We start from the raw sequence: 20,861 nt of genomic DNA, 5'->3' as shown, positions 1-20,861 counted from the left end.
ATGACTGACGAGAAAAACAGCGGTTCTGATAAACTCTGGGGCGGCAGGTTCGCCGAGGGTACAGCCAGCTCGGTGGAGGCGTTTACCGCCTCCATCCACTACGATTCACGGCTGTATAAATATGATATTGCCGGTTCCAGGGCGCATGCAACTATGCTCTCGAACCAGGGCATACTCTCAAAAGATGAGCTTAAGGCAATTATTGACGGGCTGACCTCGATTGAGAAAGATATCGAAGCGGGAACTTTCGAGTTCAAACGTGAGCTGGAAGATATTCATATGAATATCGAAAAAGCGCTGGTTGATCGCGTCGGTCCTGCCGGTGCCAAACTGCACAGCGCCCGCTCCCGTAATGATCAGATAGCTCTTGATTTCAAGATGTACCTGCGCGATCAGTGCGATATCCTGGCGGATCTGCTTAACACCATTCGTCGTGCATTCGTGCTGTTGGCCAGAAAATACCTCGGTGATGTGATGCCAGGGTATACACATCTGCAGCGGGCGCAACCTGTACAGATAGCGCATCATATGCTGGCTTACTATGAGATGTTCGGGCGCGATCGTGAACGTATTCTTGATTGTCGAAAGCGCTTAAACCTCTCGCCGCTCGGTTGTGCGGCAATGGCCGGTACCGGTCTGCCGATTGATCGTGAGCAGGTGGCTGAGGCACTTGGTTTTGACGGTGTTACCGCCAACTCCATGGATACGTCCGGTGATCGTGATTTTGCCATCGAGTTTTGCAGTTGTGCCACAATGATTCAGTTGCACCTTTCGCGCCTTTCTGAGGAGCTGGTGCTCTGGTCTTCAAGTGAGTTTTCTTTTGTCGATATTTCGGATAAATTCTGTACAGGCTCTTCCATCATGCCGCAGAAGAAAAATCCGGATATTCCTGAGCTTATCCGCGGTAAATCCGGAAGAGTCGTTGGTAGTCTGATGAGCCTGATTACATTGGTAAAAGGTTTGCCACTGACCTATAATCGCGATCTTCAGGAAGATAAAGAGCCGGTATTTGACACTGTTGATACGGTTACCGCTTCTGTTGCAATCATGGCAGAGTTGCTGGAAAATCTCCAGTTTAGAACCAAAACCATGGCGGAGGCGACAAAAACAGGGTTTATTACAGCAACAGATCTTGCGGATTATCTGGTATTGCAGGATGTACCTTTTCGCGAAGCACACGGTATTGTCGGACGCGCAGTAGCGTACTGTCTTGACAAAGGGTGTGAGTTGTATGATCTGTCCGTTGAAGAGTTAAAGCAATTCTCTGCAGTTATAGAAAAAGATGTTTTTGAGGTATTGAGTGTTGAGGGTTCGGTGAATAGCCGTATTTCGACAGGTGGAACTGGTCTTGTGAGGGTTGAAGAGGCCGTCCAAAATGCTGAAAAACAAATGGGGATATAAGCATGAGATCAGTGCGCGGAGCACGAGTTGCGGGGACAATGGTTCTAGGGGCGGCTATGCTGGTTGCCGGAGGTTGTGGTTATAAAAATCCACCGGTACCACCAGAAAGTATAGTACCCAATGCAATTGAGGATCTGCGGTATACAGTTGAGGAAGACGCTGTTAATCTGACCTGGACCTATCCGATGGAGACCATCAAGGGAACAGATATTACAGCCATTTCTTCATTTGATCTCTTCCGTGCGGAAATCCCGTTGGAAGATTACTGTCCGACCTGTCCGGTACCGTTTGCTGAGGCGATTGAATTGCCTGGCGGAGAACCAGTATTAGACGATAAAAAACGTGTTGCATCATACACATACGACATGTTGAGGACGGGGCATAAGTATTTTTTCAAAGTGCAGGCGCGCACCGGCTGGTGGGCTTCCAGCGCTGATTCAAATATCATTACCTTTGTTTGGTATGAGCAATCTGCAGCTCCGACAGGATTGAAGGTAACCGGAATAGATTCTGGTGCGAAGCTTTCGTGGCAGCCGGTTACTACATATAACGACGGCAAGGCTGTTGATGGCGAGGTGAGCTATCAGGTGCTGCGTACAAGTGGTTCCGGCAGTTTTGCCAAGTTGGGTAAACCTGTTAAGGCTACCGCGTTTACAGACAGTGGTCTGATAAACGGTACAGAATATAGCTACAAGGTTCAGTCGATCACGTCCTATGGAGAGGATATGGTTGACGGTGCTGAGAGTGTAGCAGTTACTGTTAAGCCGCTCGATGCTACCCCGCCACCAGTGCCGACAGGCGTTCTGGCTATTGAGACCGGCGACGGTATCAGAGTGCTCTGGGATAGTTCTATGGATGATGATACAGCCGGTTATCACATCTACAGGCGTACGTCGACCAACGGAAAATATACAAAGATCGGATCTGTTAAGGTTCCATCAACATCTTTTATTGATTCTGAGGTCAAAGAAGAAGTACGCTACTATTATAGTGTCACGGCAATTGATGACAGCACCCCTCCTAATGAGAGCGGTAAATCTAAGGAGGCCACCCTCAGGCACTAGTCAGTGCGAAAACTGAAAATGGCATCCGGAGTTAAGGATCTGAGACAGCCCTTCAGTCGTTCGTTGCTGACTGAAGGGCTGTATTGTATTGTGCAGAAGGCAACGAAACTGAAAGTGACCGATAAGCGGGAGGACACGTACCGATGGCGATAGAGTTTCCTATAGCATTTGAAAAAATGAGCGGCGCTGGTAACGATTTTATTATTGTTGATAACCGCGATAATTTGATCCCCCGTGACGAACAGTCAGCTATGGCTGCAAGGATTTGTCGAAGAATGTTTTCGGTTGGCGCCGATGGTCTTATCCTTATCGAAAATTCTGAGGTTGCTGATTTTAGCTGGCAGTTTTACAACGCAGATGGTTCCGCGGCTGAGATGTGCGGTAACGGCGCACGTTGTACAGCCCGTTTTGCATTTAGGCAGGGGATTGCCGGCAGGAACATGCGCTTTGAGACAATGGCAGGCATAATTGAAGCTGAAGTTATGGAAAATGAGGAGATTGTCCGTGTGCAAATGACGCCACCTTTTGACTATCGCTTCAACCTTGCAGTGAATCTCGATGCGGTCGAGCATGAGGTAAGTTTTGTAAATACCGGCGTTCCTCACGCAGTAGTCTTTGTTGATAACGATGAAGTACCGATAAAAAAATGGGGGCGTAAAATCCGCTTTCATGAGCTTTTCCAGCCAGCCGGGACCAACGCCAATTTCGTACGGGTGCTCGATGGCAACACAATCCACTGCCGCACTTATGAGCGGGGAGTGGAGGATGAGACACGCGCATGCGGCACCGGTACGGTAGCTGCTGCGATAATGTCTTCTATTCATAAAGGATTGGTGTCGCCGGTTGAGGTACAGACCTCTGGTGGTGACATTCTGACGATTCATTTTGATTTAAAAGAAGGACCGGAAGCGCAGAAAGTCTTTCTGCAGGGACCGGCGCGAAGAATTTATACAGGTAATCTGACAGCTGAATCACTGCTATAGCGTTAGAGCTATAGCGGTACAGTCTTTTGTTAATGTAGGGCAACTTTGAAAAATGAGAATTTCCAGGTTGTCGATAGGAAATACCGGGAGGAAGTCATGGAACAGTTTCACGGAGCAATTACTGCAATTGTAACGCCGTTTATCGATGGCAAGGTCGATGAGCAGTCGTTTGTGGACCTGATTGAGTTTCAAATACAAAATGGTATTCACGGAATTGTGCCATGCGGCACCACCGGTGAATCCGCAACTCTCGGATTTGACGAGCATAAACGGGTTATAGAGCTGGCGGTACAAACAGTTGACGGGCGTATTCCGGTAATAGCCGGAACCGGTGCCAATAACACCCTTGAGGCCATTGAGTTCACCGAGAGTGCAAAAGAGAGCGGTGCTGATGCGGTACTTTCTGTTGCCCCATATTACAACAAGCCGAGCCAGGAAGGTATCTATCAGCATTTCAAAACGGTGGTAGAGGCAGTCGATATCCCGACTTTTCTCTATAATGTGCCGGGACGAACTGTGGTGAATATCGCACCTGAAACCGTTGCCCGTCTTTCTGAGCTGAAAAATATAATCGGAATCAAAGAAGCGTGCGGGAGTCTTGAGCAGATCAGTGATGTCATTCGTATGTGTCCTAAGGATTTTATATTACTTTCAGGTGATGATTTTACCTCAATGCCGACAGTTGCAGTTGGTGGTAGGGGCGTTATCTCTGTTGTTTCCAACATGCATCCGAAAGGCATGGCCGAAATGATAGAAGCAGCACTTAAAGGTGATTATGCACGGGCTAAAGAGTTGCATTACAAACTCTTTCCGCTGATGAAATGTATGTTTGGCTGCCCAAGCCCCGCTCCTGCCAAAAAGGGTCTTGAGCTAATGGGACAGATCAAGAGCGCTGAAGTACGTTTGCCTATTACCCCGGTAGATGAGCCGACACTTGAGACATTACAGGCGGCAATGGATCAGCTTCAAAAAAACTAGGAGACCGCCGGATTATGCCCTTTCTCCCCATATCTTCGTTATTTGCTGAAAATTAATGCTCGTAATATTAGTATATGTTTCCGCTTAATTTTCAGCAAATGCCTCGATCTGAGAAAAAATGCCTATAATCCGATAAACCCCTACGAGAACGCCCGAGAATGGCCTTTTGCACAAAATCACTTTTCTTGGACAGCATCCAGGCCTGAACACACTTTGAAAAAGCTGATCGAATTTTTCTAAATTCCTCAGCTTGATAGAGAGAAAACAATGACAAAAGTAATCATTGCCGGAGCAGCCGGCAGAATGGGTCAGCGTGTTGCCCATATGGTTAACACCCATCCGGGTCTTACCTACGCTGCGGCATTTGAAGCAGCAGGCAGCCCACATATCGGGCGTGATGCCGGTGAGTTATCCTTTGGTGAAAAGAATGGCGTGATCATTGAGGAAGGGCTTGAAGCTGTTGTTAATAAAGGCGATGTAATTATCGATTTTACCTTTCATGCCGCCACAATGAGTTTTGCCCGAATTGCTGCACAGCATAACACCGCAATGGTAATCGGTACCACAGGGCTCAGTGAAGAAAACCTTGCAGAGCTTGCAAAGCTTGCCGAGAACTTTGCCTGTGTTCAGGCACCGAACATGTCGGTTTGCGTCAACGTTCTGTTCAAGCTTGTTAAAAAGACCGCGGCGATTCTGGGTGATGACTACGATATAGAGATTATCGAAGCCCATCACAACAAAAAGAAAGATGCACCGAGTGGTACAGCGTTAAAGCTTGGTGAGATGGCAGCCGAAGGAGTTAATAGGAAACTCTCTGAAGTAGGTGTTTTTGAGAGAAACGGTATTATCGGTGAACGTAAATCTGAGGAGATCGGCATCTCAACAATACGAGCGGCTGATATCGTTGGTGAACATACCGTCTATTTTGCAGGCCCGGGTGAACGGATCGAACTGACCCACAGGGCTCACAGCCGTGATCATTTTGCTAAAGGGGCGGCAACAGCTGCTGCCTGGCTGGATGGCAAAGCAAGCGGAATGTATACTATGTTTGATGTACTTGGTCTTCACGATCTGTAACAGGATCAGGAGAGTAAAAAATAATGAGTGCTGATGCGACTGCCCGTGTCTTTATAGGCATGGGCTCAAATCTGGGTAACAGCCTTGAGAGTTTGCTGCAGGCCTGGGAAGCGCTGGATCATGATGAGCGGATTGACTGTGTTGCCATCTCCAGCCCATATGTTTCGTCCCCTGTTGATATGTACAGCCAACACTGGTTTACCAACGCTGTAGGCGAGATTAGAACCACGCTTAATCCCTATGAACTGCTTGAGATAATGCTGTCCGTAGAGACCGCTTTGGGCAGAGTTCGGGATGGACAGGCCTTTGGCTATCAGGATCGGGAGATTGATCTTGATTTGCTCTACTATGGCGAACAGGAAATCGATGAACCCGAACTTATTCTGCCACATCCTCACCTGCACGATCGGTTGTTTGTGCTCTCGCCGATGGCTGAGATTGCACCCGATTTTGTAGATTGCAGGCGTGGGCGAACCATTCAGGAGCTTGAGGCCCGCTTGCATAAAAGCATAGAGAGCGGCGTTGAGCGTAAGCAGGAGATCAGCAGGTCAACATGGCAGGAAGACCCTCAGCTTCATGTTGAAAAGCAGCGCAGGGCGGCAGTGAGTTGATTCTTTTCAGTGAGTTGCTGAATGATCACTTAGCGGCCTCCCGGCACTTTTGCTTGTGCTATTGCAGATAACTTGCGACCTGATTCGTATTGCGCCATAATTGCCATTTAAAGCACACTTAGCTTTTATTTGGTTGCGGATTATAGTGTATCTGTTACATAGCAGTGCAGGTTTTTGTCCGGGCATGGTGTCCGGACGTTTTGGGATCAATTTGGAAAATATTTTTTCGACCCTACCCCGTAACGAAGGAGAGGTGACTTGAGTCCTCTACGTATCGTTGTCATAGCTGTTCTTCTGTATCTTGCCTATCGCATGATTACAGGGGGCAGAAAAGATAAGAAACCTGAAGAAAACACGAACTCGGACTCCCGTTCAGAACTACCTGTAGAGGATATTCTGATGGAAGACCCTATATGCAACAGCCTTGTCCCTAAACAGCAGGCTATACATCTGCAACATGACGGATCGACGGTCTATTTCTGTAGCGAAGAGTGCTGTAATAAATTTATTGCCCAACAAGGAGAAAATAGATGAAATTTTTCATCGATACAGCGAACATTGAAGAGATTAAACGTGGTGTAGAGATGGGTATGGTGGACGGTGTTACCACAAACCCTTCCCTTATCGCTAAAGAAGATAAGCCTTTCGAAGAAATCATCGCAGAGATCTGCAAGATCGTTGACGGTCCTGTAAGTGCAGAGGTTGTAAGCCTTGATGCTCCAGGAATGATTGCAGAAGCTAAAGAGCTTGCCAAAATCAGCGACCAGATCGTTATCAAGGTTCCGATGATTGTGGAAGGTATTAAAGCTGTTAAGCAGCTTACCGAAATGGGCATTAGAACCAACGTAACCCTCATTTTCTCTGCAGCTCAGGCGCTTCTTGCAGCTAAAGCCGGTGCGAGCTTTGTAAGCCCGTTTGTTGGCCGCCTTGATGATATCGGTGTTCAGGGAATGGACCTGGTAGGTGATATCGTTACTGTATATGACAACTACGGTTACCAGAGCGAGATCATTGTTGCTTCTGTTCGCAGCCCGCAGCACGTTCTTGATTCTGCACTGATCGGTGCTGACATTGCTACCATTCCGCTTAAAGTAATTGAGTCGCTTGCCAAGCACCCGCTTACCGACAAAGGTATGGAGCAGTTTCTTGCAGATTGGGAAAAGCGTACCAAGTAAGTCGTAAATGAGTTTTCTAGTACCAGACAGGATGCCGGGTAATTAAAACCCTGCATCCTGTTCTTATAAAAATTCCTTTCAGCCCCCGATGAGGATGTTCACAGACCTGAGGCAAGCGTGCTTTCGGATACTATTGCTAAACAGTTCATCGCCTCTTTGACGCTGGCCCTGTTGCTATTGTCAGCCAGCTACACCATGGCTGCGGTTTATACCTGCCGCGATGCCAACGGATCAATACGTTTTACCAATGCTCCTTCAACCTCCGGTTGCACCAAGATCTATAAGGAGCAACGCTTCCATAACAGCAGGCCGACCACCTATACCTATAGCTCTTCTTCATATGATCAGGCGATCTGGACAACAGGTGTCAGATACAATGTTGACCCGTTCCTCATTAAAGCGGTAATCCGAGCCGAATCAGATTTTAACAGCACTGCAGTCTCGAAAAAAGGAGCACAGGGTCTCATGCAGCTTATGCCCGCAACAGCCCGCGAGCTACGAGTAGACAATCCATTCGACCCACAAGAGAACATTGACGGCGGCACCCGCTATCTGCGTCAGATGCTCGATATTTTCGATGATAACCTGATGTTGTCTATTGCTGCCTATAATGCTGGCCCGGGTGCAGTTAAGCGGGCAAACGGTGTCCCAAGGATACCAGAGACACTTCGTTACGTGACGAAGGTGTTAAAGCATTATAAGGGCTATCGGAACCGCGGCAGAAGTTAGATAGTCTCCACCCAAAAACGTGGTAGGTTTGCTGCTCTGAGGTAGAGAGATCGGGAATAGTGGTAGGATTGGGTTACGATTCACCCATCAGGCGCGACATTTCATTGGCGGCAGCAAGCAAGGAGCTGAGCATCTCATCACACTGGTTGTCGGAAAATCTATGTTCCGGCCCGACAATGGCCAGGGCAGCGGCAACATTTCGATCAAAATCAAAAATCGGGGCGGCAATTGCTGCCGTACCTTCCTCTATGCCTTTCTTGTTGATTGCAAAGCCTGTTTTACGGATAGTTTCAAGCGCTTGTCTGGTCTCTTCTATATCGATAGCATCAGGTGCAGGGAGAGTTGCCGCATCTGAGAGCACTTTCTCTATAAATTCCTTTTCAGCATAAGCCAGGAGTACTCTACCACTTGCCGTTGGAGCAAGAGCCATATTGTCACCCTCGCTGATCGAATAAACCAGTCTTCCTGAGCCAACTTCTCTAGCCATACAGATGCACTGCATGCCGTCGACAACGAACAGCGCTGTGGATTGCCCGGTTTCGGTACTGAGCTGTTTCATAAACGGCTCGGCAATAGAGCGAAGGGAATTAGTGTTTTCATACACCTTGCCAAGAACCATCAATTTCGGTCCAAGGCGATAGTTGGAACGGGAAGTCTTTACCAGATACCCTGTAGCGATCAAGGTACCGCATAACCGATGGACGCGGCTTTTATATAAACCGGTTTTTTCGCAAAGCTGGTTGAGAGACAATTCTGTTTCGTGCTTGCTGAAACAGTCGAGTATTTCTAGAGCTTTGGCAACAGCATCTACCAGTTGAACTTCAGTTTTCTTCTTTTTGCTTTGATCCACAATTTCCGATTCCAGAGGCAAGGATTGAACACATTCGGCCAGGTAATTTTCGTTCAAGAATTCGTTCTAAACCTGCTACAGTAGCGCAAATGTCCTGGATGTCAATATTTGTGGCGACACCCATTACCGAAAACATGTTAACAGCATCTTCGGTCGGCACATTGCCGGAAGCTCCTCGAACGTAAGGACAGCCGCCCAACCCGCCGGAGCAGACGTCAAAGGTCCGCACACCCGTACAATAGCCCGCATACATGTTCGCTAATCCAAGACCGCGGGTATCATGAAGATGTAACGATACAGGTGTTTCCGGAAATTTTAAGCGAATCTGGTTCACAAGGTACCGTACAGATTGAGGATTTGCCATTCCTGTCGAGTCTGCCAGGTTGATTTCAGAGGCTCCGGCGTTAATAAATTTTTCAGCAGCGTTCAAAACCGCCTGTTCCTCAATTTTTCCGTCATAGACACAGCCGAAAGCACATTGCAGGCCAGCCCTGACTACTACCCCGGATTGCATTGCATTTTGGATAAGATGACTCATCTCGATCAGTGCTTCAGCAGCAGGTTTTCCTGCATTTTTGATGCTGTGAGAATTGCTGATTGAGACGGACATTGAGAGATGAGAAAGACCGCAGTTCAGCGCTCTGTCCAACCCTCTGCTGTTAAGGATAAGACCGGTCAGTAATGGTCCATCGTTACCCTGGTTTTTTATTTCACGAATAAATTCATCTGTGTCTGCCATCTGCGGCACATACTTTGGATGGACAAAAGAACCTACCTGTATTCGTTGAATTCCAGAATTTTTGAGATGTGTATATATATCGAGCTTTTCTTCAAGTGAAAAGACTCGTTGTTCCATCTGCAGACCATCCCGCAGTGTTTCGTCTTCGAGGAGCACGTCATCAGATTGAGGCATGGTATTTCTCCTTCAGTATGGTGAATATTCTTTGCATCAAGGTTGATGTCCTTCTGGGTGGAATGTAGTACTGCTGGTAAGGATATTTCATTTGGGATATTTTACAAGAGCAAAATCTGTATCCGCAGTCAATTTCTGGCATCAGGAGTTAGATGATGAATTACACCACCATGGTGTAAACTTTCAAATAGATCTCAATAAAGAGCGTAATATTATTGTGTAGTCTTGCTGGCTCTTCCCCCCTATCGGTTATCGCCTCACGTTAATAGTCGCAACGAGCATTACCCCGAAGAAGATCAACGCGCCTCCGAAGAGGTGGAAAGATTGGAGTCGTTCTCCAAGAAAAAAGAATGATATGAGTGTAGTATATACCGGAATGAGGTATTGAAAAATTGCCACACGATTGGCTGAAATTTTTGTGAGCGCATGGTTCCAGAAAAGGGAGGCGAGTACTGAGGGAAATATATTTAATACAAGAATTGCCAGAACATGTCTGAAACGGATATTACCAATCCAGGACCAGTCGTCATAAATGCACTCTGCCAGTGAAAAGGGGAAGGTCACTATCAAGCCCCCAAGCATCATAAGTGGAAATATTCCCCTGCCTGAAAACAGATGTGCTTTCTTCTTGTAGAGAATTGTGTGAATGGACCAGAGTGAAATACTTGCAACCATGAACAGGTCACCTATATTGACTTGTAAGGCAATGAAATTCCGTATTTCTCCTTTGAAAACGATGAACAATACACCAGACAGGGAAATGAGAAAACCAAGCCCCTGGAGTCTGCTTACGTGGTAACGGTACATCAGAAATCCTGCCAGAGCGATCAGAACAGGGTTGAAGGAATTGATAAAAGACGTGTTAATCGTAGTGGTATAATTTACGGCCTCAAAGACCATGATTGAATTGAGACTGTAACCAGTCGCTCCAAGCAGGAGGATGAGAGGAACCCTGCTGGTAAAATTGGAAAAGTGGGCTTGTAGATCACGTCGGTAAAATATCATAAAAAAGAGACACGGGAGTAACCATCGTAGAAAGCTGATGGTTACAGGCGGAATAACTGTTACGAGCATTTTTCCGATGATAAAGTTTAGACTCCAGAAGAGACTGGTAAGGCAGAGAAGGAAGTAGGGAGAAACAGGTCGCGACATAGGTTATCCAAAACAATTGAAAAGAGAAAAGGCAAGGGTAGAAATGTTGGCGTTGTCCTTTCAGGCAACATGATGTATCGTTGTGAAGGATATCGTGGTGGCTTAAATTGTCAACCCCTTTGACGATATGTGGATGTAGATACTCTGCACCTTCCGCCAGGTTGTATGAAAGCGCCGGGAGGTTGCCTCAGATACTATTGATTGATCACAAACGTACAACCAGAGAAATATTTTTCTAATTATTGCAATTCGATCCGTTACAACAATTTGAAATTAAAGGAGAGTGGGTATGAAAAAGATTTTGGTACTGCATGGGATTAACCTGAATATGTTTGGTAAACGTGATCCTGCTCAATATGGGAGCGTTACTCTCCAGCAAATAGATGAACAGCTCGGTGGACTGGCCTCTGAACTTAATGTTGCTATCGAGTGCTTTCAGACTAACCATGAAGGCGAGATGGTTGAGAAAATTCATAGAGCTCACGAGGAGGGGATTGATGCCGTTGTCATCAATGCCGGAGCCTGGACACATTACAGCTACGGCATAATGGACGCGATGGCCATCCTTACCGCACCTGTTGTCGAGGTACACATGTCACATGTGCATTCAAGAGAGGAATTCAGGCACTTCTCGATTTTCTCTAATATTGCTAGAGGGCAGATATCCGGGTTCGGGGTAAACAGCTACCTGCTCGGTCTCAGAGTTGCAGTCGATATACTGTCTGAAGAAAGCTAGTGATTTAAAGTTGTAACTGCTCACAGGGCACCAAATCTTTCCGCGATCAGTTTGGTTTACGTATGACATAGGCTTCACCAAACTGCTTGAGAAAATCTCTGGCCCTCTGCAAGCAGCTACAAATACAGAGGTTTATAAGACCAAGTCGCTTACCCTGTAAGTAGGTACTAAAAGTTTTGAACTCTTTTGTCTGCTCTCTTGCGAGCAAAAGAGTTCTGCCATTCCACGCATATCTCATGTAACCCTTCCTTTTAGGGTTCTTAATCTCCTGTATCGTTAAAGATCATCCCTGTCTTTTCAATGTGTCCGTCTGGCACGCTCCATTCATCACAGCGTAGTTTTCACGTTCTCCCGTCAAAATATTTCGATAATTTCTTTGTGCGATCAGAGTCACGTTCTTCGTTCTCGTTGTTGGTATGTGACCATTTTAACTCGGGATCCTGGGTGTTCCATGCGATTTGGTATGAAGCTTCCTGGGAATCATAAAATGGAAAAATAGGACAGTGTATCGCACAGTGGAATTAATTTCGTTGACATTCGTTTTTTCTTACTCTATCCTTCACAACGAAATGACGTCCTGCTGTGCGAAAGGTGTTTATGCCATTCAACAGCGTAAACGGCATCGAAACTGCGGCCTGAATGTAGGCTTCTGTCGGTATGCCAAATTCATTACAAAGGAATACGGGGATTATGGCTCAACAATATTCTCTAGCACACCTCACCGCGTTGAGCTGTTCACCTCCGGAGCTCATTAGAATTGCCGCGAAGGCAGGATACGATTTCGTTAGTTTACGAATGACAGCTGTAACAACCGACGAGCCCTTCTATCCATTAATTACCGATCGCAATCTGATGGCAGAAACCAAATCCACTCTTGTCGATACCGGTATGGCTGTTCTGGATATAGAACTGGCTCGCCTTGATGCGGAAACAGAGCCTGAAGAATACGAAAAAGTCATGGAGAGAGGGGCAGAACTTGGTGCACGGTCGATTATTGCCCAGCTTCCTGATCCTGATCGTGAGCGTGCTACTGAACGTTTTGCACGACTTTGCGACTTGGCACAGCAATTCAATCTGAGTGTTGATCTCGAGTTCCCTTCATGGACAGAAACGCCTGACCTTCGAACAGCAATTCAAGTCATTCGGGCAGTCAACAAACCTAATGCGGGGATGCTGATTGATACGCTTCACTTTGATCGATCAGCATCTCGCTTAGAGGAGCTCAAAGAGCTACCTGCCCATTGGTTCAATTTTCTGCATCTCTGTGATGCACCGAGTGAGCATCCCTCCACTTTGGACGGTCTGCTGCATACGGCTCGTGAAGAGCGTTTTTATCCGGGAGAGGGCGGTTTGAACATTAAGGACGTTCTTGCTTGTGTTCCACCTGTTCCATACTCGCTGGAAATACCAAATGTACACATGTCCAAAGAGCTTGGGGTGGAGGAGTATGTTCGCCAGGCTCTTGCAACCACAAAAAAATATTTGGGACATTGAAAATGTGATCGTTCAAGAACACACCCACAATATTCTTGTAAAGAAGAAAAAGGAGGCCCACGATGGCAAGAGCAATAACTGAAGAAGAAAAACAATATGCACAGGAGCTATACACAAGAGCAAAGGTTGCTCAGAAGCAGATTGAACATCTTGATCAGGAGGCGATTGACAGGGCTATACAAGCTGTTGGCTGGGCCACTGCCAACGAGGTGACCTTTACCAGATTGGCACGTATGGGTGTGGAAGAAAGCGGCCTTGGTGACTGGGAAGGTCGACCGAACAAACGTTTTAAGATTAAAGGTGTATTACGTGATGCTCTGCGTCAGAAGAGTGTTGGAATAGTAGAAGAGATACCTGAGAAAGGGTTAGTCAAATACGCAAAACCTATTGGTGTTGTGGTAGCACTTGTGCCGACAACCAACCCCGCGCTCACTCCTCCGGGAATGGGAATTTACGCATTAAAAGCCAAAAATGCTGTTGTATTCTCACCACATCCACGGGCAAAACAGACCACCATCGAGACAGTAAACGTCATGCGGCAGGCGCTTAAACGAATTGGTCTTCCTGAAGATCTCTATGTCTGCGCAGAAAAACCTTCCATACCGATGGCTCAGGAGCTTATGGCCATTTGTGATCTCACAATTGCAACCGGTGGCCCGGCAATGGCTAAGTCTGCACATTGCTCAGGTAAACCTGCGTATGCAGCAGGCCAGGGTAACTCTACAATGGTTATTGATGAGACGGCAAACCTTGCGGAGGCTGCTAATTTCTGCATGCTCAGCAAGATGTCTGATTTTGGTTCTGGCTGCTCAGCTGACGGTAACCTGATTGTCGATGATACCGTGTATGACGAGTTTCTTGGCAACCTGAAGAAAGAAGGTGGCTATCTTGTCTCAGATGAGCAGAAAGTGATGCTTGAGAAGGTGCTCTGGCAGGATGGTCACAGAACCATCGACACTATCGCATGCCCTGCAAAAGTGATTGCCGAAAAGGCAGGTTTCTCGATACCGGATGAGACAAAATTTCTCATCGTCAAAGAAGACAAGATTGGTAAAGAGTACCCGTTCTCAACTGAAAAGCTTGGAACTCTGCTCTCCATTTTCAAATATAGTGTTTTTGATCAGGCACTAGAGATGGTCAGTGCGGTATACGCAACCCAGGGTAAAGGGCACTCTTGCGGCATCTATTCATTTAATGACGATCATATTCACAGACTGGCACTTCAGACTCCTGTGAGCAGGATGATGGTACGCCAACCGCAGTCAAAAGCGAATGCCGGTAGTTTTACCAATGGTATGCCGATGACTTCAAGCATGGGCTGCGGCGTCTGGGCAGGCAACATCAGCAACGAAAATATCTCATTGAAACATTACCTGAACTACACCTGGGTATCACGTCCTATCCCTGAAGATAAACCGAGTGATGAAGAGTTGTTCGGTGAGTTTTACAATACTGAGACCTGGTAACCGGTTGAGAAATACTATGGAGAATGTCATGAAAGATCTTGTATCGCACCAGATGATCAAATACCTCGAAAACCGGGGAATACAACATATTTTTGGTCTCTGCGGACACACCAATATAGCAGTGCTCTCTGCACTTGAGAAGAGTTCAATTGAGTTTATCAATGTACGCCATGAGCAGATAGCCTCACACGCTGCAGATGGATATGCTCGGGTGAGAGGCAAGGCATCTGTAGTTCTCAGCCATCTTGGGCCGGGCATGACAAACGCTGCAACCGGTGTTGCTAATGCAGCTCTTGACTGTATTCCAATGGTGGTCATTGCAGGAGATGTTCCGAGCCATTATTTCGGTAAGCATCCGCATCAGGAGGTGAATTTGCACGCTGATGGAGCACAGTGGGAGATTTACCGTCCTTTTGTAAAACGCGCCTGGCGTGTAGATAGAGCAGAGCTTTTGCCGGAGATTCTGGAAAAAGCATTTCATCTGGCGGAAAACGGACAGCCTGGGCCTGTGCTGGTGGATGTCCCTATGGATATCTTCTCAAAAGAGATTGATGTTGCGTTGTTTGAACGTCAGCAGCAGAACACCAGGACTTTTGAAAAGCCCTCAATGGCTGAATCGGTTGCGGCAGATATCGTTAAGCGACTGGTTGAGTCAACATCGCCGGTTATCTATCTTGGTGGCGGCGTGGTTCTGGCTAATGCGACCAATGAACTGCGTGAGCTGGTAGACCATCTCGGCCTGCCGGTGGCGCATAGCCTTATGGGTAAAGGTGCTCTTCCCGACGATCATGCCCTGACACTTGGTATGACAGGATTCTGGGGGACACAGTACACTAACGATTCCTGCCGCACAGCCGATCTGGTTCTTGCTTTAGGCACACGCTTTAAAGAGGCTGACTGCAGCTCCTGGTATCCTGAGTACACCTTTGAGATTCCTGAGACGAAGGTCATCCAGATCGATATTGAAGCAAGTGAGATCGGGCGGAACTATCCGGTGGAAATCGGCGTGATTGCTGACCTGAAGCAAGCACTCTCTGTACTCTGCAAAGTCGCTAAAGAATTGTATCCGGAAGGTGTTACGCGTGTAGAGGTTGAAACCAGAATTGCCGAGGAACGAAAGGCAATGAAGGAGAACAACCTGGATATGGAAACCAGTAACGAGTTCCCGATGATGCCGGAGCGCATTCTTGCTGAGGTGCGAGAGGTACTGCCGCGTGATGCTATCATTACCACTGATGTGGGCTGGAATAAAAATGGTGTTGGTCAGCAGTTTCCTATCTACGAGCCGGGAAGCATCCTTATGCCCGGCGGATATGCGACTATGGGATTCGGCGGACCAGCTGCTATTGGCGCCAAGATTGCCGCTCCAGAAAAAGTTGTTGTCGCCCTGATTGGCGATGGCGGTTTCGGACAGAATCCGGCTCAGCTGGCCACTGCAAGGCATGAAGGTGTGGCTGTTGTTTGGGTAATTATGAACAACAACGCATTCGGTACTATCGCAGGTCTTGAGAAGGCGCACTACAAGACAACCTACGGCACAGTCTTTGAAAAGGATGGAGAGTCGACTTCTCCTGATTACGCTGCTATTGCAGAGGCATACGGTATCGATAGTATCAAAATTACTTCTGCTGAAGAATTCAAACCAGCGCTTGAGAAGGCTATCGCCCTGAATAAGCCTGTGGTTCTTGATGTACCAATGATTAACAACCCGGTGCCGACAACAGGTCACTGGAACATTCTTGATATTTATTCACCCGGTCAGAAGATATCACATGTGAGTACACGATGATGAGCCGTTGATGTTTAGACTTGCAAAAGATAGATAATCTGAAAGAATCGTTATCCATCTATTTAGTGCCTGAACGAAAACCTGCAAATTGGCGGTTTTCGGTGGAGCACCATTTACGCAAGACGCCCAGAGACAGGGTTGCCGGAAGCGACTTCTCCACTTTCGGTAATCCTGTCTTCTGAACATCAACAGATTTCTCATACAGAAGGGAGAGGCCGGCATGCAGGTAATTGAAACCATAATACCGATATTTATAGTTATTTTGCTTGGCTGGGTGGCGAGGAAAAAAGGGTTTATCACACCGGATTTTCTCGGACCGGCAAATAAGCTGGTCTATTACCTCTCTATTCCTGCGTTGATTTTCAGTTCAATTGCCAAGGCATCATTCCATGAACAGTTTGACGGGCAAGTTCTGCTGCTGACGCTGCTTGCTGCCACACTGGTTTATTCCGGATCAGAGATTATCGCTCGGATGTTTAAGATGTCACCAGGCCGTGCCGGTGCCTTTGTACAGAGTGCCGGGCATGGCAATCTCGGATTTATCGGATTGCCCATCGCATTGTATTACTTGGGTGAAGGAGGTTTTGTAAAAGCTGGTATTCTTTGCGGTTTTCTCATGATTTTACAAAATCTGCTGTCAGTGATTGTTTTACAGATTCATGATGTTGAAAACACGCAGGTGTTCACTCTGGGATCACTGTGCAAAAAGTTGTTGGGAAACCCGGTTATCATCGGTGCTATGGCAGGTATCGTAGTTTCAATTCTCGAGATACCGATTCCGCAGGTGATTCAGCGAAGTCTTAATATTCTGGGAGGGTTGGCGCCGCCAATGGCGCTTCTGCTTATCGGCGCTTCACTTTCATTGCAGCTGATGCGTAAATACCTGCGGCCGACCCTTGGTGCCGTCGCCCTTAAACTACTTGTTCTCCCGGCAGTGGGAGTGCTGTTGTTTTCCATGTTCAACGTGGAGATTGAAGAGTATGTCCCCGCATTGATCCTGCTCTCTTCACCTACCGCCACGGTTGCATATGTTATGGCCAGGGAAATGCACGGTGATGGCGATTTTGCAGTGGCGACTATTTCGGCGAGTACCTTGTTTTCATTGGTAACTTTTATACTCTGGCTAATGATCGTCTCTTAGGAAGGCACCCTCCCGAGCGCAGAGAATAGGATTAAAGATGGATGATATGAACAATGCAATCCCTGAGCTAAAACTCGGCTATCCACGGAAACCTGGTTTCATCATGCTGTCATATGAAATCCTTGATTACCTCAAAAGAAGATTCGTGTTCACGGGGAGTTTGTCTGAGGATCTTTCCGGCTGTTTTACGGTAACACTTGACGGTCTGATGATCTATTCAAACCAGTGTGAGGAAGTGCCTGAGATAGATAGAGAAAAAATAGCCTCAGTTCTTTGTATATACAGGTTGCCCGTTCCACTCACAGAGATACTAGAAACAGAGAATTCGACGGCAGTAGAAGAAACAGATTCCGACCAGTGGGATGAATGCTTTTGTTCAGGCGAATAACTGTCCGCAATCCATAATTGATAGGAAGGGAGTGGTGCCGTTGCTTGTATGAATCAAAGCACTCAGATTCCTTTTGAACCTGCCGGGATCTATTTCGGCAAAATTGATCGTTTCTCATAGGAAGTACTCATTAGTTTTCAGGTAGAAGTATTCACACGTATTCAGCGTTGATCGTAACGAGGACCACATGGCCAACAAGAAGAGATTGAAAAAGCTGCTAATTAACAGGGAATGGTGCAAGGGATGCGGGATTTGCGTCAAATTCTGCCCCAAAGACGTTCTCGAACTGGATGCTACGGAAAAGGTGGTTGCAGTCCGTCAGGAAGATTGCATCTGTTGCACGTTGTGCGAATTACGCTGCCCCGATCTGGCGGTCGAGGTTCAGTTAGACCAGGATAAAGATGATGAGTGAAAAAGTACGATTTGTTCAAGGCAACGAGGCCTGCGTAGAAGGCGCTCTTTATGCGGGGGTTGAGTTCTACGCCGGTTACCCGATCACCCCTTCGACAGAAATAGCTGAACTGCTGTCGCGGCGGCTGCCGGAAAGCGGTGGAAAGTTCATTCAGATGGAAGATGAAATTGCCTCCATGTGCGCAATTATCGGGGCATCCCTTACCGGGCGCAAGGTAATGACTGCAACAAGCGGCCCGGGATTCTCGCTGAAACAGGAAGCAATCGGATATGCCTGTATGACCGAGATTCCCTGCGTTATTGCGAATGTGCAGCGAGGTGGCCCTTCAACAGGCAATCCGACCCATGTGAGTCAGGGCGATATCAACCAGGCGCGTTGGGGAACACACGGTGACCACAGCATTATTGCGCTGACTGCTTCTAACCATCAGGATGTTTTTGCCATGACCGTCGACGCATTCAATATGGCAGAGACCTATCGTACTCCGGTAATCCTGCTTCTCGATGAAGCGGTGGGGCATATGCGGGAAAAACTGGTCATTCCGGAGACTGGTGAGATTGAGTTGGTGGATCGTTTGCGTACGTCTGTCTCTAAAGGTGTTGATTACCGTCCATATCTGCCGCGTGAAGATGGTCGTTTACCGATGTCCGATTTTGGCGGTGAGCATCGTTATAATGTAACCGGCTTATATCACGATATGTGGGGCTTCCCCTCAGCCAACCCCAAGATTGTCAACGAACTGCTCCGTCATCTGATAGATAAGATTGATACCAACATAGAAGCGGTCACCAGATACAAAGAACACTATCTGGACGATGCTGAGTATGTATTGGTCTCCTATGGTTCGTCTGCCCGTTCAGCAATTCACCTGGCGAAAAACAGGCGGGAGAAGAATGAGAAAATCGGCGTGCTTGAGCTGCAGACCATTTGGCCGTTTCCGCATGATCTGGTTCGGGAAAAATGTGAGGGAGCAAAGGCTGTACTTGTTGTTGAAATGAATATGGGGCAGGTGCTCACTCAGGTTAAGGCCTCTCTTTCCAAACCGGAGAGCGTCTTTTTGGCCAATCGAATTGACGGAAAACTGATTACACCCTCCGACATAAAACGAATTTTGAGGGTTATCCAGGGGAGGGGAATGTAAAGATGGCTGTTCAGGACTATTTACGACAACGGTTTTTTCCGCATATGTGGTGTCCCGGTTGTGGGCACGGCACGGTGTTGAATTCGTTATTACGTGCAGTAGAAGAACTTGAGCTGGAGAAAAATGACATCGTCATGACCTCCGGCATCGGTTGCTCTGCCCGGATCTCGGGCTATGTAGATTTTCATTCACTCCATACTCTGCATGGTAGAGCACTTGCTTTTGCCACAGGGGTAAAACTCAGTAAGCCGGAGCTGACTCTGCTGGTGCCTATGGGCGATGGCGATGCACTGGCAATTGGAGGCAACCATTTTATCCATGCGGCGCGTCGTAATATAGATATTACAGCTATCGTGATGAATAACAGGATCTACGGTATGACCGGCGGTCAGTTTTCGCCCCTTTCCGGTTGCGGTATAAAGGCAACAACAGCGCCGTTTACAACCATCGACAGAGAATTTGATGTCGTTGATCTGGCAACTGCTGCAGGGGCAACCTTTGTCGCCAGATCGACTGTGTACCATGCACGGGAATCTACAGAAATACTGAAAAAAGCCATAGCTCACAAGGGATTTTCAGTGGTTGAAATTCTCTCACAATGCCCAACCCATTTTGGCAGAAAGAATAAGCAGGGTGATGCCGTGGCAATGATGGAAAACTACAAAAACATCACAGCGCGAGTTGGTTCAAAGCAGCTGGCAGAGAACCCGTCGTTGCTCGGTCGGGGAATTTTTGTCGAGAAAGAACGAGCTGAGTATTGCCAGGAGTACGACAAAATAGTTGAGCATGCAATGCAGGGGGCAGCGAGATGAGAAGAACCAGACTTGTATTCTCGGGTTCAGGTGGACAGGGCGTAATAACCGCAGCAATTATCTTGGCCGAGGCCGCCGTTATTCATGAAGGAATGAATGCGACCCAGTCACAGAGCTACGGGGCGGCTGCTCGTGGCGGTGCTACCCGTTCCGATGTCATTATTTCAGAGCGGGAGATAGATTTCCCTGTGGTTACCCAACCAAATATTCTGGTCTGTCTGACCCAGCAGGCGTATAGCAGTTTTGCCCCGGAAATTCGCCCGGGTGGAACACTATTGACTGATGAAAAATTTGTTGAAACAACACGCAAGGTTGATGCTCGACAGATTGAGCTCCCCATGTACCAGAGCGTAATGGATACGATCGGTAAGCCAATTGTTTTCAATATCTGTGTTCTCGGAGCGTTGCTGGGCATTACCGGGGTAGTGGAATCGGAGTCAGTGATGAAGGCTATTGAGGAGCGGGTTCCAAGAGATTTCGTTGAGATGAACAAGGAAGCACTCAACATCGGAATTGAACTCGGTAGACCTTACAATCTGTAGTTGGGCG

The 20,861-nt window shown here is 47.4% G+C and carries 22 protein-coding genes; 19 read left to right on the top strand and 3 right to left on the bottom strand.

Going from position 1 to position 20,861, the window contains the following annotated elements; translation table 11 throughout:
- The 9 genes from argH to FCL46_RS24140 all read left to right on the top strand — a co-directional run bounded on the left by argH (position 1) and on the right by FCL46_RS24140 (position 8,018).
- Complete coding sequence (gene argH / locus FCL46_RS24180) at positions 1 to 1,401, top strand: argininosuccinate lyase (RefSeq protein WP_136810640.1); 1,401 nt, start codon at positions 1 to 3, stop codon at positions 1,399 to 1,401.
- A gap of 2 nt (positions 1,402 to 1,403) precedes the next feature.
- A complete protein-coding gene (locus tag FCL46_RS24175; RefSeq protein WP_136810641.1) occupies positions 1,404 to 2,465 on the top strand; it encodes a fibronectin type III domain-containing protein in 1,062 nt (353 codons plus the stop codon).
- A gap of 143 nt (positions 2,466 to 2,608) precedes the next feature.
- The gene (gene dapF / locus FCL46_RS24170; protein ID WP_136810642.1) at positions 2,609 to 3,448 is read left to right on the top strand and encodes a diaminopimelate epimerase; all 840 of its coding nucleotides are present in this window, start codon (positions 2,609 to 2,611) and stop codon (positions 3,446 to 3,448) included.
- Positions 3,449 to 3,544: 96 nt separating this feature from the next.
- On the top strand, positions 3,545 to 4,426 hold the full coding sequence (dapA, locus tag FCL46_RS24165; protein WP_136810643.1) for a 4-hydroxy-tetrahydrodipicolinate synthase: 882 nt from the start codon (positions 3,545 to 3,547) through the stop codon (positions 4,424 to 4,426).
- Between the two features lie 267 nt (positions 4,427 to 4,693).
- Positions 4,694 to 5,503 carry a 4-hydroxy-tetrahydrodipicolinate reductase gene (gene dapB, locus FCL46_RS24160; RefSeq protein WP_136810644.1) on the top strand — a complete coding sequence of 270 codons (810 nt, stop codon included), beginning with the start codon at positions 4,694 to 4,696 and terminating at the stop codon, positions 5,501 to 5,503.
- Positions 5,504 to 5,526: 23 nt separating this feature from the next.
- Positions 5,527 to 6,114: a 2-amino-4-hydroxy-6-hydroxymethyldihydropteridine diphosphokinase gene (gene folK / locus FCL46_RS24155; protein ID WP_136810645.1), complete on the top strand. Its 588-nt coding sequence runs from the start codon at positions 5,527 to 5,529 to the stop codon at positions 6,112 to 6,114.
- 258 nt (positions 6,115 to 6,372) lie between these two features.
- A complete protein-coding gene (locus tag FCL46_RS24150; RefSeq protein ID WP_136810646.1) occupies positions 6,373 to 6,648 on the top strand; it encodes a YHS domain-containing protein in 276 nt (91 codons plus the stop codon).
- Positions 6,645 to 7,289: a fructose-6-phosphate aldolase gene (gene fsa / locus FCL46_RS24145; protein WP_136810647.1), complete on the top strand. Its 645-nt coding sequence runs from the start codon at positions 6,645 to 6,647 to the stop codon at positions 7,287 to 7,289. The genes FCL46_RS24150 and fsa overlap by 4 nt, the downstream gene beginning before the upstream one ends.
- A gap of 117 nt (positions 7,290 to 7,406) precedes the next feature.
- Positions 7,407 to 8,018, top strand: a complete 612-nt coding sequence (locus tag FCL46_RS24140; RefSeq protein ID WP_136810648.1) for a transglycosylase SLT domain-containing protein — start codon at positions 7,407 to 7,409, stop codon at positions 8,016 to 8,018.
- Between the two features lie 73 nt (positions 8,019 to 8,091).
- Here FCL46_RS24140 and FCL46_RS24135 read toward each other — a convergent pair whose 3' ends face one another.
- The 3 genes from FCL46_RS24135 to FCL46_RS24125 all read right to left on the bottom strand — a co-directional run bounded on the left by FCL46_RS24135 (position 8,092) and on the right by FCL46_RS24125 (position 10,933).
- The gene (locus FCL46_RS24135) at positions 8,092 to 8,868 is read right to left on the bottom strand and encodes an IclR family transcriptional regulator (RefSeq protein WP_167506093.1); all 777 of its coding nucleotides are present in this window, start codon (positions 8,866 to 8,868) and stop codon (positions 8,092 to 8,094) included.
- Positions 8,840 to 9,781, bottom strand: a complete 942-nt coding sequence (locus tag FCL46_RS24130) for a hydroxymethylglutaryl-CoA lyase (protein WP_136810650.1) — start codon at positions 9,779 to 9,781, stop codon at positions 8,840 to 8,842. Before FCL46_RS24130 ends, FCL46_RS24135 begins: the two co-directional genes overlap by 29 nt.
- Positions 9,782 to 10,030: 249 nt before the next feature.
- On the bottom strand, positions 10,031 to 10,933 hold the full coding sequence (locus FCL46_RS24125; RefSeq protein ID WP_136810651.1) for a DMT family transporter: 903 nt from the start codon (positions 10,931 to 10,933) through the stop codon (positions 10,031 to 10,033).
- A gap of 289 nt (positions 10,934 to 11,222) precedes the next feature.
- On the opposite strand from FCL46_RS24125, the gene aroQ reads away from it, so the two are divergent.
- The 10 genes from aroQ (at position 11,223) to FCL46_RS24075 (ending at position 20,854) form a co-directional block, all read left to right on the top strand.
- The gene (aroQ, locus tag FCL46_RS24120) at positions 11,223 to 11,669 is read left to right on the top strand and encodes a type II 3-dehydroquinate dehydratase (protein WP_136810652.1); all 447 of its coding nucleotides are present in this window, start codon (positions 11,223 to 11,225) and stop codon (positions 11,667 to 11,669) included.
- Positions 11,670 to 12,359: 690 nt separating this feature from the next.
- Positions 12,360 to 13,163 (top strand): sugar phosphate isomerase/epimerase family protein, encoded by an 804-nt coding sequence (locus FCL46_RS24115; protein ID WP_136810653.1) that lies wholly within the window; start codon positions 12,360 to 12,362, stop codon positions 13,161 to 13,163.
- Positions 13,164 to 13,225: 62 nt separating this feature from the next.
- A complete protein-coding gene (locus FCL46_RS24110) occupies positions 13,226 to 14,629 on the top strand; it encodes an aldehyde dehydrogenase family protein (RefSeq protein ID WP_136810654.1) in 1,404 nt (467 codons plus the stop codon).
- Positions 14,630 to 14,657: 28 nt separating this feature from the next.
- The gene (locus FCL46_RS24105) at positions 14,658 to 16,418 is read left to right on the top strand and encodes a thiamine pyrophosphate-binding protein (RefSeq protein WP_136810655.1); all 1,761 of its coding nucleotides are present in this window, start codon (positions 14,658 to 14,660) and stop codon (positions 16,416 to 16,418) included.
- A 220-nt stretch (positions 16,419 to 16,638) separates the two neighbouring features.
- Positions 16,639 to 17,559, top strand: a complete 921-nt coding sequence (locus FCL46_RS24100) for an AEC family transporter (protein ID WP_136810656.1) — start codon at positions 16,639 to 16,641, stop codon at positions 17,557 to 17,559.
- 37 nt (positions 17,560 to 17,596) lie between these two features.
- Positions 17,597 to 17,947 (top strand): hypothetical protein, encoded by a 351-nt coding sequence (locus FCL46_RS24095; RefSeq protein ID WP_136810657.1) that lies wholly within the window; start codon positions 17,597 to 17,599, stop codon positions 17,945 to 17,947.
- Positions 17,948 to 18,134: 187 nt separating this feature from the next.
- Positions 18,135 to 18,359, top strand: a complete 225-nt coding sequence (locus tag FCL46_RS24090) for a 4Fe-4S dicluster domain-containing protein (RefSeq protein ID WP_136810658.1) — start codon at positions 18,135 to 18,137, stop codon at positions 18,357 to 18,359.
- Positions 18,352 to 19,500, top strand: a complete 1,149-nt coding sequence (locus FCL46_RS24085; protein WP_176371640.1) for a 2-oxoacid:acceptor oxidoreductase subunit alpha — start codon at positions 18,352 to 18,354, stop codon at positions 19,498 to 19,500. Before FCL46_RS24090 ends, FCL46_RS24085 begins: the two co-directional genes overlap by 8 nt.
- 2 nt (positions 19,501 to 19,502) lie before the next feature.
- Complete coding sequence (locus tag FCL46_RS24080; RefSeq protein WP_136810660.1) at positions 19,503 to 20,312, top strand: 2-oxoacid:ferredoxin oxidoreductase subunit beta; 810 nt, start codon at positions 19,503 to 19,505, stop codon at positions 20,310 to 20,312.
- The gene (locus FCL46_RS24075) at positions 20,309 to 20,854 is read left to right on the top strand and encodes a 2-oxoacid:acceptor oxidoreductase family protein (protein WP_136810661.1); all 546 of its coding nucleotides are present in this window, start codon (positions 20,309 to 20,311) and stop codon (positions 20,852 to 20,854) included. The genes FCL46_RS24080 and FCL46_RS24075 overlap by 4 nt, the downstream gene beginning before the upstream one ends.
- Positions 20,855 to 20,861: the final 7 nt, after the last annotated feature.

Source organism: Desulfosediminicola flagellatus (assembly GCF_005116655.2).
GTDB lineage: Bacteria > Desulfobacterota > Desulfobulbia > Desulfobulbales > Desulfocapsaceae > Desulfopila > Desulfopila flagellata.
This window is presented reverse-complemented; position numbering and strand designations above follow the sequence as displayed.